Below are 13857 nucleotides of genomic sequence, written 5' to 3'. Positions count from 1 at the left end.
GGGCTGCGAACGGGACCACCACGCCTGCAAGGAACCACCTCATGAACCACGACGTCATCATCACCTGCGCACTTACCGGTGCTGGCGACACGACCAGCAAAAGCCCACACGTGCCGGTCACCCCGAAACAAATCGCCGCTGCCGCCGTGGAAGCCGCCAAGGCCGGCGCGACCGTGGTCCACTGCCATGTTCGCAACCCGCAAACCGGCAAATTCAGCCGTGACGTGGCGCTGTACCGCGAAGTCATGGAGCGCATCCGCGAAGCTGACGTCGACATCATCGTCAACCTCACTGCCGGCATGGGCGGCGACCTGGAAATCGGCGCGGGCGAGAACCCGATGGAATTCGGCCCGAACACCGATCTGGTCGGCCCGCTGACCCGTCTGGCCCACGTCGAAGAACTGCTGCCGGAAATCTGCACCCTCGATTGCGGCACCCTGAACTTCGGCGACGGCGACACCATTTACGTCTCCACCCCGGCGCAGCTGCGTGCAGGCGCCAAACGCATTCAAGAGCTGGGCGTCAAAGCCGAGCTGGAAATTTTCGACACCGGTCACCTGTGGTTCGCCAAACAGATGATCAAGGAAGGCCTGCTCGACGACCCGCTGTTCCAGCTGTGCCTGGGCATCCCGTGGGGCGCACCGGCTGACACCACCACCATGAAAGCCATGGTCGACAACCTGCCGGCAAACGCCGTGTGGGCCGGGTTCGGCATCGGTCGCATGCAAATGCCGATGGCGGCGCAAGCGGTGCTGCTGGGCGGCAACGTGCGGGTTGGCCTGGAAGACAACATCTGGCTGGACAAGGGCGTGTTGGCGACCAATGGCCAACTGGTCGAACGCGCCTCGGAAATCCTCAGCCGCCTCGGCGCCCGGGTTCTGACACCGGCTGAGGGCCGGGCAAAAATGGGCCTGACCAAGCGCGGTTAACCACACTCCAACCCCTTTGTAGGAGCCGGCTTGCCGGCGATGAGGCCGGTCCATCCGCCCTATTTTTTTGGCAGGAACACCGCCATCGCCAGCAAGCTGGCTCCTACAGGGTCCACCGAATTTTTTAGGAAGTTGCCATGACCTTCATCACCGAAATCAAAACCTTCGCCGCCCTGGGCAGCGGTGTCATCGGCAGCGGCTGGGTGTCCCGCGCCCTCGCCCACGGCCTTGATGTTGTGGCCTGGGACCCGGCGCCCGGCGCTGAGGCCGCGCTACGCAAACGCGTCGCCAATGCCTGGGGTGCACTGGAGAAACAAGGCCTGGCACCCGGTGCATCGCAGGATCGCCTGCGCTTTGTCGCAACCATCGAAGAGTGTGTTCGCGATGCCGATTTCATTCAGGAAAGCGCCCCTGAACGCCTGGAGCTGAAGCTGGAACTGCACAGCAAAATCAGCGCCGCAGCCAAACCAAATGCTCTGATCGGCTCCAGCACCTCGGGCCTGTTGCCGAGCGAGTTCTACGAGAGCTCGACCCACCCGGAACGCTGCGTCGTCGGTCACCCGTTCAACCCGGTTTACCTGCTGCCATTGGTGGAAGTGGTCGGCGGCAAGAACACTGCGCCGGAAGCAGTACAAGCGGCCATGAAAGTCTACGAATCCTTGGGCATGCGCCCGCTGCACGTGCGCAAGGAAGTGCCAGGGTTCATCGCCGACCGTTTGCTCGAAGCGCTGTGGCGTGAGGCCCTGCACCTGGTCAACGACGGTGTGGCGACGACCGGTGAAATCGACGATGCGATTCGCTTTGGTGCGGGTCTGCGCTGGTCGTTCATGGGCACGTTTTTGACCTACACCCTGGCGGGTGGCGACGCTGGCATGCGCCATTTCATGGCACAGTTCGGTCCGGCGTTGCAGTTGCCGTGGACGTATCTGCCGGCACCGGAGCTGACCGACAAGCTGATTGATGATGTGGTGGATGGCACCAGCGATCAGTTGGGCAAACACAGCATTTCGGCGCTGGAGCGCTATCGTGATGACTGCCTGCTGGCGGTGCTGGAGGCGGTGAAGACCACCAAAGAGAAGCATGGGATGGCGTTCGCCGACTAAACCCCGCCGCCACTTGTAGGAGCGAGGCTTGCCCGCGAAGAGGCCGGTACTTCCGACGGATCTCTTGTGGCAGGAATACCGCCTTCGCGGGCAAGCCTCGCTCCTACAGGTTTCACCCATTTTCGGATATGACGACATGCCCGCACTGACCACCTACCAAACCAAAATCATCCCCGACTGGGTCGACTACAACGGCCACCTGCGCGATGCGTTTTACCTGCTGATTTTCAGCTACGCCACCGACGCGCTGATGGACCGGCTGGGCATGGACAGCAACAACCGCGAAGCCAGCGGCAATTCGCTGTTCACCCTCGAACTGCACCTCAATTACCTGCATGAAGTGAAGCTCGACGCCGACGTAGAAGTGCACACCCAGATCATCGCTCACGACAGTAAACGCCTGCACCTCTATCACAGCCTGCACCTGGTCGGTGACGACAAAGAGCTGGCGGGCAACGAGCAGATGTTGCTGCACGTCGACCTTGCCGGCCCCCGCTCCGCGCCGTTCAGCGAAGACACGCTGGGCAAGCTGCAAGCCATCGTTGCGCAACAAACCGACCTGCCCACCCCTGACTACATTGGCCGAGTGATCGCTTTACCCCCAAAAAAATAACAAGGAGATCGCCATGAACACCGCCGCCGCTTTTGCTGACTTCCGTACTTATCCGTTGATCAGCGCGCTCAGTGGCGTGCAGGCCCTGGCGGATCGCGTTCTCGTGAAATGGGCCGATGACCGTGTCAGCCCCTTCCATCACCAGTGGTTGCGTGACAACTGCCCTTGCCCGCAGTGCGTCTACACGGTGACCCGTGAGCAGGTGCTGGAAATCGTCGACGTTGCGCCAGACCTGATGCCCGCAGAGACGAGCGTCGACCCTGAAGGTTGCCTCTGCATCCAGTGGCAGGACGGTCACCTCAGCCGCTTCGATCCAGGCTGGTTGCGGGCCCACGCCTATGACGACGAGTCCCGCGCCGAACGCCGCGCCGGCAAGCCAAAATCCAGTCTGTGGAAAAGCGACTTGTCGCTGCCGGTGTTCGATTATCAAGCGCTGATGGACGACAACGACGCCTTGTTGCAATGGCTGTTGGCGGTACGCGATATCGGCCTGACGCAAGTGCGCGGCGTGCCCACCGAACCCGGTTCGTTGAAGCTGATCGCCCAGCGGATTTCCTTCATCCGCGAGAGCAATTTCGGCGTGCTGTTCAACGTGCAATCCAAGGCCGATGCCGACAGCAACGCCTACACCGCTTTCAACCTGCCGCTGCACAGCGACTTGCCGACGCGCGAGTTGCAACCGGGGCTGCAATTTCTGCATTGCCTGGTCAATGACGCCGACGGTGGCGAGAGTATTTTCGTCGACGGTTTTGCCATCGCCCAAGCGCTGCGCGAGGAAGATCCCGAATCGTTCAAGGCCCTGTGCGAAATCCCCGTGGAGTTTCGCAACAAGGACCGTCACAGCGACTATCGCTGCCTCGCGCCGGTCATCGCTCTGGATGCACTGGGACAGGTGTCTGAAATTCGTATGGCGAACTTTTTGCGCGGGCCGTTCGATGCGTCGGTGGAGGAGATGCCCAGGTTGTACCGCGCTTATCGCCGCTTTATTGCCATGACTCGCGAGGGGCGGTTCAGGCTGATGCAACGGCTCAACCCCGGGGAGTTGTGGTGCTTCGATAACCGTCGCACGCTGCATGCGCGCAATGCGTTTGATCCCGCCAGTGGTGCCCGGCATTTCCAGGGGTGCTATGTCGATCGGGATGAGTTGTTGTCGCGGATCCTCGTGCTACAACGCTAGACCGTGTCATCGTTTTTCGCGGGCAAGCCTCGCTCCTACAGAGTTAGCGTGGCTTCTGTAGGAGCGAGGCTTGCCCGCGAAGGCGTCAGCACAGACACCCCATATTTCCCTGACTCACAGGCAAAAAAAACCCCGATCAAGCCGTGACAGGATCGGGGCAGAGGTGGGTACTGTTGAGGAGCCGTTGCGCGAGGGTGACCAAACCTTCGTGAAGCCAGCTGAATCCAGTGTGCCCACTCTCCCCTCTTGCGAGTTAGCCGAAAACGACCTGTTCATAGGTATTGCGGCCATTGCGACAAATCGTCCTTGCCGACGCCAACGGCCCCTACGAGAATCGAACCACGACACCGTTCCCTGAAGAAGGATTGCGTCATGATGCACGCCGATTTGATTGACCAGGAAGACCTGTTGGGCCAGCTGAAATCGTTGGGCTTTCAAGTACCGAACGGCTCCACCGCCGAGCAGGCTTGCGAATGCGCGGTGAGAGGATTGAACAACGAACGGGCGACCGTGCTGCGCACCATGGTCAAGCAGATGTACACCAGCAGCGCGACCATCCTGCCGGCAGTGCGTCAGGCTATCGACAAGCAGCTGCTGCCGGCATTGGCTGAATACCAACAAAGCCACCGCGCCTGACACTTCGGCGGTTTGCTAGAGTGGTGGCTTCCTGACCACCACGAGCGATCGCTGATGTTCCGAATCCAACACTGCCAGTCCGGCGAACAAGCGGGCTGGCTGCCTTTGCGCCAGGCACTCTGGCCTGATGCTTCGGAACAGGAGCATCGGGACGAAATCGCCGAACAGCTGCGTCAGCCGCAACGCTATATCAACTTCGTCGCTTACGACGCCGGGGAGCAACCCGTCGGCCTGGCCGAAGCCTCATTGCGCCACGACTACGTCAATGGCACCGACAGCTCGCCGGTGGTGTTCCTGGAAGGTATCTACGTGGTGCCGCAGCAGCGCCGCCATGGAGTGGCCGCACGACTGATCGAACACGTGGCGCAATGGGGACGGGAACGCGGTTGTGTGGAAATCGCCTCGGACACCGACGTCGATAACCTGCCGAGCCAGGAGACGCACAAAGCGCTCGGTTTCGAGGAAACCGAGCGCGTCGTGTTTTTCAGGCGTCAGCTCTGATCAGAGCCTTACGCTGGCGAAGGTCGACTCGTTGCGCGCCTGACTCAAAGCCGACAACGGCCCGGACAACGGCGACAGCACCAACGCTTGCGGCAGCGGCATCATCGCCACCTGTTGCGTGGTGTTGGAGCCTACGCGTTCGTCACGCGGCGGAATGCCGAAGTATTCGCGGTAGCACTTGGAGAAGTGCGGCGTGGACACGAAACCGCACACCGACGCCACTTCGATGATCGACATCGGCGTTTGCTTGAGCAACTGCCGGGCACGGATCAGGCGCAGTTTCAGGTAGTAACGCGACGGCGAGCAGTGCAGGTATTTCTGGAACAACCGCTCGAGTTGCCGACGTGACACGGCGACGTACACCGCCAGTTCGTCGAGGTCGATCGGCTCTTCGAGGTTGGCTTCCATCAGCGCGACGATTTCCTGCAACTTCGGCTGGTTGGTGCCGAGCATGTGCTTGAGCGGCACGCGCTGGTGATCCTGTTCGTTGCGGATGCGCTCGTAGACGAACATCTCCGAAATCGCGGCGGACAGTTCACGCCCGTGATCACGGCTGATCAGGTGCAGCATCATGTCCAGCGGCGCGGTGCCGCCGGAGCTGGTGAAACGGTTACGGTCGAGGGTGAACAGGCGGGTACTCATCGCCACGCGCGGGAAAGCTTCCTGCATCGAGGCCAGACATTCCCAGTGCACGCTGCAATCGAAACCGTCCAGCAGGCCGGCGCACGCCAGGGCCCAGCTGCCGGTGCAGACCGCACCCAGACGCTTGGATTGACGCGCCTGGCTTTGCAGCCATGAGACGTGTTCGCGAGTTACCGTGCGCTGAATACCGATACCGCCGCAGACAATGATGGTGTCCATGGAAGGTGCTTTGTGCATGGAGGCGTCGGGGGTGATCTGCAGACCGTCACTGGCCCAGACCTGACCGCCATCGACGGTGAGCGTGGTCCAGCGATACAGCTCGCGACCGGACAATTGGTTGGCCATGCGCAGGGGTTCTACGGCGGAGGCCAGAGAAATAAGCGTGAAATTGTCCAGCAGCAGAAAGCCGATGGATTGAGGCGCACGGTTCTGGGGTTGAGCCCCGGAGTTGAACGTCGTCATCGCGGTATCTCCTCACACAAAGCAGGTGATGGCCTCAGGCGGAGGCTCTTGTTATTGCCATCGTTCTCGCGTGGGAGACGGGCTTTGTAATGACAGAGCAATTGCCATGCCTAAAATTGAATACGTGTTCAATAACTCCTGAAAACGACGTCGCAGCCTGTCTATATAAGCCGCGTCACGAGTAGGGGTTATAAGTGGCATTCACAGGGTCAAGCGCTCTGCCGCGTTGCGTGTGAGCAAATCGGTAGCACTTGTGGGAACAGGCCTGCGACGACTTCGGAAAGAGTGTCACCGCAGGCACAGGGGACGGACGGTCAGGGCCGGTTTGGATCCCTGACGTGTTGCAATGCGCTTATCTGTAAGCGACGCGCCAAAACGTGGCGCGTTTTCAATCCGGTGTTCACTTAGCGCGCAGTTTTGACTGGTCTGACGTCTTCGCGGGCAAGCCTCGCTCCTACAAGAGCACCGCACGATCCCTGTAGGAGCGAAGCTTGCTCGCGAATGGGATCGCCTCGGTCTCAGCACTCAACCGCGCTAACCGCCAACCCGCCCCGCGATGTCTCTTTATATTTGTCATGCATATCCGCCCCGGTATCCCGCATGGTGCGGATCACCCGGTCCAGCGAAATAAAGTGCTGGCCGTCGCCACGCAACGCCATCTGCGCCGCGTTGATCGCTTTCACCGCAGCAATCGCGTTGCGCTCGATGCACGGCACCTGCACCAACCCGCCGACCGGGTCGCAAGTCAGGCCGAGGTTGTGTTCCAGGCCGATTTCCGCCGCGTTGCACAACTGCTCCGGCGTGGCGCCGAGAATCTCCGCCAACCCGGCCGCCGCCATCGCGCAAGCCGATCCGACTTCGCCCTGGCAACCGACTTCCGCGCCGGAGATGGAGGCGTTCTTCTTGCACAGAATCCCCACCGCCGCGGCACCGAGGAAATAGTCGACCACGTTGGCGTCCGTCACCACCTCGCTGAACTTCATGAAGTAGTGCAACACCGCCGGAATGATCCCCGCCGCGCCATTGGTCGGCGCCGTGACCATGCGCCCGCCGGCCGCGTTTTCTTCGTTGACCGCGAGGGCGAACAGGTTGACCCATTCCATCGCGCTCAGGGTCGAGCCGATGACGTTGGGTTTGTTCAGTTCTTGCAGGCTGCGGTGCAATTTGGCCGCGCGACGGCGCACGTTCAGGCCACCCGGCAGGATGCCTTCGTGCTTGAGGCCTTGCTCGACGCAATCCTGCATGGCCCGCCAGAGTTTCATCAGGCCGGCGCGGATTTCGTCTTCGCTGCGCCAGACCTTCTCGTTGGCCATCATCAATTCGGCCACGCGCAGGTTGTGCTTCTGGCAGAGGCTGAGCAGCTCGGCGGCGCTGGAGAAATCGTACGGCAACACCGTGCGATCCAGATCCACCACACCGCTGGAAGCTTGTGCTTCATCGACGACAAAGCCACCGCCGACGGAATAGTAGGTGTCGCGATGCAGCTCACAGTCATCGCCTTCGGCGACCAGGGTCATGGCGTTCGGATGGAACGGCAGGTTTTCGTCGATCAGGCGCATGTCCCGGGCCCAGATGAACGGCACCGGCAAGCGGCCGTCCAGCAGCAGGGTGTGGGTTTCGCGCAGGGTTTCAATGCGGATGCCGATTTGCGACGGGTCGATCGCGTCCGGCCATTCGCCCATCAGGCCCATGATCACCGCGTTGTCGCTGCCGTGCCCAATGCCGGTGGCCGACAACGAACCATAAAGCTGGACCTCGACACGCCGCACTTGCTCCAAAAGCCCCTGTTCATGCAAACCTTGCACGAACAGCGCCGCGGCGCGCATCGGCCCCACGGTGTGCGAACTGGAAGGGCCGATGCCGATTTTGAACAGGTCGAAAACGCTGATAGCCATTACTGCCGAACTCCTGGATATGCCAACTCCGGGCGCAAAAGCGCCCGGTGACGGAGCTGCTACGCTCAAGCTGCAATCCGCCGGTATGGCTGCATCATCAGGCTTTTACCGTGTCGCTCGACGTCCAGTACCGACGCACTCTTGTCCACCAGCGCCGTGTGCGTTTTACGCTGCTTTTTCGCCGTTTTTTTGCGGCTCAGGTGGGCAAACGGGGCTGAAAAAATCTGTAAACGACGTCACCGACACTGGATGCGACCATCCCTGTACTGGATACGACGCACCCTGTAGGCGTCAGATTTTCACTGGTACATGATCGTATCGACTCGATTGCAAGGCGCCGTGGTAGAGCTGTCTCCAAAACGCCATCCAACCGCAACCTATAAGTGCGGTGGTCCACAGTCGGAACACTGCCAAAAAAAACACCAAGGAGTCCATCCATGAAAGGTTCCCCGTCGTTGTTGTTGGCCGCCATGCTGAGTCTGCCGTTACTGGCTCAAGCCGCAGAACCCGCTCAGTGCAGTACCGTAAACTTCTCCGATGTCGGCTGGACTGACATTACTGTCACCACCGCCACCACCAGCGTCGTGCTCGATGCCCTGGGCTACAAAACCAAAACCACAATGATTTCCGTGCCGGTGACCTACAAGTCGCTGGCCGACGGCAAGAACATGGACGTATTCCTGGGTAACTGGATGCCGACCATGGAAAACGACATCAAGGCCTACCGCGACGCCGGCACCGTGGACACCCTGCGTGCCAACCTCGAAAACGCAAAATACACACTCGCCGTCCCGGAAGAGTTGTATAACAAAGGTCTGAAAGATTTCGCCGACATCGCCAAGTTCAAGAAAGAACTCGACGGCAAGATCTATGGCATCGAACCGGGTAACGACGGCAACCGTCTGATCCAGAGCATGATCGACAAAGACGCCTTCGGCTTGAAAGCCGCCGGTTTCAAGGTGGTCGAATCCAGCGAAGCCGGCATGCTCTCGCAAGTCGATCGCGCCCAGCGCCGCAACACCGCCGTGGTGTTCCTGGGCTGGGAACCGCACCCGATGAACACACGATTCAAGATGAAGTACCTGACTGGCGGCGACGAGTTCTTCGGCCCCAACTTCGGTCAGGCGACCATCTTCACCAATACCCGCAAGGGTTATGCCCAGGAATGCAGCAACGTTGGACAGTTGCTGAAAAACCTGGTGTTCACCCTCGACATGGAAAGCACGCTGATGGGCAACGTCCTGGACGACAAAATGAAGCCTGACGCGGCCGCCAAGGCCTGGCTGAAGAAGAATCCACAGGTGCTCGATACCTGGCTCGCTGGCGTGACCACCATTGACGGTAAACCAGGCCTGGAGGCCGTTAAAGCCAAGCTCGCGCAGTAATCGCTTACGCCGGGCGGGCTCGCCCGCCCGGGCTGTTTATTTCCTTGCATGCGGACGTTCACTACCATGCTGATTGATCAGAAAATACCTCTAGGCCAGTACATCGCGGGCTTCGTTGAATGGTTGACGCAACACGGCGCCAACACCTTCGACGCAATCGCCGTGTCACTGGAAACGATGATCCACGGCGTGACTTTTGCGCTGACCTGGTTCAACCCGCTGGCATTGATCGGCCTCATCGCGCTACTGGCACACTTTATTCAACGAAAATGGGGGCTGACTGCTTTCGTCATCGCTTCCTTCCTGCTGATCCTCAATCTGGGGTACTGGCAGGAAACCATGGAAACCCTAGCCCAGGTGTTGTTCGCCACCCTGGTCTGCGTGGTCATCGGCGTGCCGCTGGGCATCGTCGCCGCGCACAAACCGATGTTCTACACCCTGATGCGTCCGGTGCTCGATCTGATGCAGACCGTACCGACCTTCGTTTACCTCATTCCTACCCTGACCCTCTTCGGTCTGGGTGTGGTCCCGGGTCTGATCTCCACGGTGGTGTTCGCGATTGCCGCGCCTATCCGCCTGACTTACCTGGGTATTCGCGATGTCCCGGAAGAATTGATGGACGCAGGCAAAGCCTTTGGCTGCTCGCGACGTCAGCTGCTCTCACGGATTGAATTGCCCCACGCCATGCCAAGCATCGCGGCCGGTATCACCCAGTGCATCATGCTGTCGTTGTCGATGGTGGTGATTGCGGCACTGGTGGGCGCCGACGGCCTGGGCAAACCCGTGGTCAACGCACTGAACACTGCTGATATCGCCCTGGGCTTCGAAGCAGGCCTGGCGATCGTATTGCTGGCGATCATGCTCGACCGTATCTGCAAACAACCCGACGCTAAAGTAGGGGGTGACGCATGAGCATTATTCGCTTCGAAGACGTCGACGTGATCTTCACCAAAGATCCGCGCGAAGCCTTGAAACTTCTCGACCAGGGCATGACCCGTAACGAGATCCTGAAAAAGACCGGGCAGATCGTCGGCGTCGAAAAGGCCAGCCTGGATATCGAGAAAGGCGAAATCTGCGTGCTGATGGGCCTGTCCGGCTCCGGCAAGTCCAGCCTGCTGCGTTGCATCAACGGCCTCAACACCGTGAGCCGTGGCAAGCTGTTCGTCGAGCATGAAGGCAAGCAGATCGACATCGCTTCCTGCACCCCGGCGGAACTGAAAATGATGCGCACCAAGCGCATTGCGATGGTGTTCCAGAAGTTCGCCCTGATGCCATGGCTGACGGTGCGCGAGAACATCAGTTTCGGTCTGGAAATGCAGGGTCGGCCGGAGAAGGAACGCAAACGACTGGTCGATGAAAAACTTGAGCTGGTGGGCCTGACCCAATGGCGCAACAAGAAACCCAACGAGCTTTCCGGCGGGATGCAACAACGTGTGGGCCTGGCCCGAGCGCTGGCGATGGACGCCGACATTCTGCTGATGGACGAACCGTTTTCGGCCCTCGACCCATTGATCCGCCAAGGCCTGCAGGACGAACTGCTGGAGCTGCAAAGCAAGCTGAACAAAACCATCGTCTTCGTGAGCCACGACCTCGATGAAGCACTGAAGCTGGGCAGCCGTATCGCGATCATGAAAGACGGTCGGATCGTCCAGTACAGCAAGCCGGAAGAAATCGTTCTCAACCCGGCGGACGACTATGTGCGGACCTTTGTCGCCCACACCAATCCGCTGAACGTTTTGTGCGGTCGCAGCCTGATGCGCACCCTGGACAACTGCAAGCGCATCAACGGGTCGGTCTGCCTGGATCCGGGTGGCGATTCGTGGCTGGACCTGGCGGAAGGCAACACCATCAAAGGCGCACGCCAGAACGGTGCGAGCCTGGACCTGCAGAACTGGATCCCGGGGCAAGCCGTTGAAGGCCTGGGCCGTCGTCCAACGCTGGTGGACTCCAACATCGGCATGCGCGATGCGCTGCAGATTCGTTATCACACCGGCAACAAACTGGTGCTGCACGACAACAACAAAGTGGTCGGGATTCTCGGCGACAGCGAGCTGTATCACGCACTGCTCGGCAAGAACCTGGGGTAAGGCAACACACACAAAAACGCCGCGACAGGATCGCGGCGTTTTTGTTTGTGGGAGATCGAGGGAGATGTGTATTGCCCCATCGGGCCCCTTCGCGGGCAAGCCTCGCTCCTACAAGGCCAGCGTAAACCTGTAGGAGCGAGGCTTGCCCGCGAAGAACACGACGCGGTGCTTCAGACTGAAACACCGCGTCACTTACAACTTATTAGCTATAAACCCGGCCAAGGAGCTGCCGATGGCTTTCAAACTGATCGAGCACGTCACGAGTGATCTGATCCTGAGTGAAGCCCATCAGGTCGTAGTCCTGGCTGCCGTTGTGCAGGTACACCTCGGCGCGGTAGTAACGGGCGCGAGGTTCATCGGCACTTTCAGCCGACACCGTGTCGCTCGCCGCTGCCAGATAGCCGTCCAGGCTCACTTCGTAGACAAAAGGGTTACCCTCTTCCATCTCGATGCGCACGCCCATGCAACGCTTGGACTTGCCCAGCAACGTTTGCACGTCCAGGCCTTTACCACGCAATTGCACCACGGCCTCTTCCAGCGCCGGGCTGACTTGCTTGTCCATGAAACGCTGAACGATCGACTGGTTCGGTTGCAGGTCCAACTGAGTCAGACGCTCGCTGAAACCACGACGACCGCGCGCCGCCAGTTCCGCTTGCTCCTGTTCGATCTGCACGTCCTGGCGCATGGCCTTGTGCAAGCCGAACATGAAGAACACCAGCACCACCGAGAACGGCAGACCGGCCAGCACCACCATGGTTTGCATGGCTTCGAAGTTACCGGCGAACAGCAGGCCGATGGTCACCAGAGTGATCACAACGGACCAGAAGATCCGCAGCCAATGCGGCGCATCTTCGTCGACGTTGCCGCCCTTGCACGAAAGGTTGGCCATCATCACCGCGCCGGAATCCGCCGGGGTCAGGAACAACACAAAACCGACGAAAATCGACACGCCGATCACCACTTTCGACGCCGGGTAATGCTCAAGCAACTGGTAGATCGCCATGGACGGCTGTTGCAGTGCCGTCTTCCCGAGCTCCACCGCCCCGTGGTTCATCACCAGGTCCAGGGCCGAGTTACCGAAGATCGACAGCCACGCCAGGGTGAAACCCAACGGGATCAGCAGCACGCCCGCCACCAGTTCACGCACGGTACGACCACGGGAAATACGCGCGATGAACATGCCTACGAATGGGGCCCAGGAAATCCACCAGGCCCAGTAGAACAGAGTCCACAGGCCCAACCAGCGGTCGGACTTCTCACTGTCGCCTTCGTACACATAGAGGTCGAAGGTCTTCAGCACCACGCCGTTCAGGTAGTCACCGACGTTCTGCACGAAGCCGTTAAGCAGGTGCAAGGTCGGGCCAAACAGCAGCACGAAAATCAGCAGGCCGCTGAACAGCACGATGTTCAGGTTGGACAGACGACGGATGCCGTTTTCCACGCCGGACACGGCGGCGATGGTCGCCACGGTGCTCATCACGATGATCACGATCAGCAGGTTGGTATTGCTGTGTTCCATGCCGAACAGGTTTTCAAGGCCCGACGACACTTGCAGCGAACCAATCCCCAGGTTCGTCACCAGACCCAACAGGGTCACGAACATGCCGAAGCCGTCCACCGCGTGACCGGCCGCGCCCTTGACCCAACGCTCACCGACCAGTGGATACAGCGCCGAACGCAACGCCAGCGGCTGGTTGTGGCGGTAAGCAAAGTACGCCACGGCCAGGCCGACCAAGGCGTAAATCGCCCAGCCATGCAGGCCCCAGTGCAGGAAGGTCAGCTGTACCGCCTGACGCGCGGCCAGGTTGCTGGCCGAAACGCCTTCCGGCGGGTTGAAGTAGTGATCCAGCGGCTCGGACGCACCGAAGTACAACAGCGAGATGCCGATACCCGAGGAAAACAGCATCCCCGCCCAGGCGCCGTAGCTGAAGTCCGGGGTGTCGTCCTTGCTGCCCAGTTTGAGCTTGCCGTAGGACGAAAACGCCAGGCCGACCACGAATACCAGGTAAGCGGCGATCACCACCATGTAATACCAGCCAAAGCTGCGGGACAGCCACGCCTGGGCGATACCGAGCAATCTGCCAGCCTCTTGCGGGGCGATGATCAGAATGGCGGTCAACAGCAGAATCAGCGCGGTAGAGGTGTAGAACACCCAACCGTTGACCGTCACCTTCTCGGGCGGGGTCTTTATTAGAGAGGCAGAACTCATGGCACAGATGCTCCAGGCAGTGCGAGAGAAGAACACAAGGCAGCGCGTTACCCGACCAATCGGTTAGTTGGCAGCCGACCGGCGGGTGATATAAAGACAACCCGAAAAAAGCCCGAAACCCTTAAGCACCAGTGCATAGGGGTTTCGAGCCGTTTTGGATGTCGGGTTATCGCCATTTACACGTAGGAAAAACCTGTAAGCAGCGACGATTTGTCGCA

Annotated in this window: 12 protein-coding genes; 9 read left to right on the top strand and 3 right to left on the bottom strand. The window is 60.0% G+C overall.

Annotated features, from left to right (window positions below; translation table 11 throughout):
- Positions 1-41 precede the first annotated feature (41 nt).
- From KGB27_RS10005 to aac(6'), 6 genes are all read left to right on the top strand, one after another.
- Positions 42-929, top strand: a complete 888-nt coding sequence (locus KGB27_RS10005; RefSeq protein ID WP_008033258.1) for a 3-keto-5-aminohexanoate cleavage protein — start codon at positions 42-44, stop codon at positions 927-929.
- Positions 930-1066: 137 nt separating this feature from the next.
- On the top strand, positions 1067-2032 hold the full coding sequence (locus KGB27_RS10000) for an L-carnitine dehydrogenase (protein WP_008044808.1): 966 nt from the start codon (positions 1067-1069) through the stop codon (positions 2030-2032).
- A gap of 136 nt (positions 2033-2168) precedes the next feature.
- On the top strand, positions 2169-2645 hold the full coding sequence (locus tag KGB27_RS09995) for a thioesterase family protein (protein WP_207284845.1): 477 nt from the start codon (positions 2169-2171) through the stop codon (positions 2643-2645).
- Between the two features lie 13 nt (positions 2646-2658).
- A complete protein-coding gene (locus KGB27_RS09990; protein WP_223434074.1) occupies positions 2659-3822 on the top strand; it encodes a gamma-butyrobetaine dioxygenase in 1164 nt (387 codons plus the stop codon).
- Between the two features lie 372 nt (positions 3823-4194).
- Positions 4195-4458, top strand: coding sequence for a hypothetical protein (locus KGB27_RS09985; protein WP_008033263.1), 264 nt, complete (start codon positions 4195-4197; stop codon positions 4456-4458).
- Positions 4459-4512: 54 nt separating this feature from the next.
- Positions 4513-4959: an aminoglycoside 6'-N-acetyltransferase gene (gene aac(6'), locus KGB27_RS09980; protein WP_223554226.1), complete on the top strand. Its 447-nt coding sequence runs from the start codon at positions 4513-4515 to the stop codon at positions 4957-4959.
- On the opposite strand, the gene KGB27_RS09975 is transcribed toward aac(6'), so the two are convergent.
- The gene (locus tag KGB27_RS09975) at positions 4960-6063 is read right to left on the bottom strand and encodes a GlxA family transcriptional regulator (protein ID WP_008033265.1); all 1104 of its coding nucleotides are present in this window, start codon (positions 6061-6063) and stop codon (positions 4960-4962) included.
- A 518-nt stretch (positions 6064-6581) separates the two neighbouring features.
- Complete coding sequence (locus KGB27_RS09970; protein WP_223554224.1) at positions 6582-7958, bottom strand: L-serine ammonia-lyase; 1377 nt, start codon at positions 7956-7958, stop codon at positions 6582-6584.
- A gap of 437 nt (positions 7959-8395) precedes the next feature.
- Here KGB27_RS09970 and KGB27_RS09965 point away from each other — a divergent pair, with 437 nt between their 5' ends.
- The 3 genes from KGB27_RS09965 (at position 8396) to choV (ending at position 11430) form a co-directional block, all read left to right on the top strand.
- Entirely contained in the window at positions 8396-9343 is a 948-nt protein-coding gene (locus KGB27_RS09965; protein ID WP_008033267.1) for a choline ABC transporter substrate-binding protein, read from the top strand.
- Positions 9344-9409: 66 nt separating this feature from the next.
- The gene (gene choW / locus KGB27_RS09960) at positions 9410-10255 is read left to right on the top strand and encodes a choline ABC transporter permease subunit (RefSeq protein WP_008033268.1); all 846 of its coding nucleotides are present in this window, start codon (positions 9410-9412) and stop codon (positions 10253-10255) included.
- Positions 10252-11430, top strand: coding sequence for a choline ABC transporter ATP-binding protein (gene choV / locus KGB27_RS09955; protein ID WP_008044794.1), 1179 nt, complete (start codon positions 10252-10254; stop codon positions 11428-11430). The genes choW and choV overlap by 4 nt, the downstream gene beginning before the upstream one ends.
- A gap of 202 nt (positions 11431-11632) precedes the next feature.
- On the opposite strand, the gene KGB27_RS09950 is transcribed toward choV, so the two are convergent.
- A complete protein-coding gene (locus tag KGB27_RS09950; RefSeq protein ID WP_223413660.1) occupies positions 11633-13582 on the bottom strand; it encodes a BCCT family transporter in 1950 nt (649 codons plus the stop codon).
- Between the last annotated feature and the right edge of the window lie 275 nt (positions 13583-13857).

Source organism: Pseudomonas sp. BF-R-01 (genome assembly GCF_019946615.1).
GTDB classification, from domain to species: Bacteria; Pseudomonadota; Gammaproteobacteria; order Pseudomonadales; family Pseudomonadaceae; genus Aquipseudomonas; species Aquipseudomonas migulae.
Note: the sequence above shows the minus strand (reverse complement) of the source record. Positions and strands in the feature narration are given on the sequence as shown.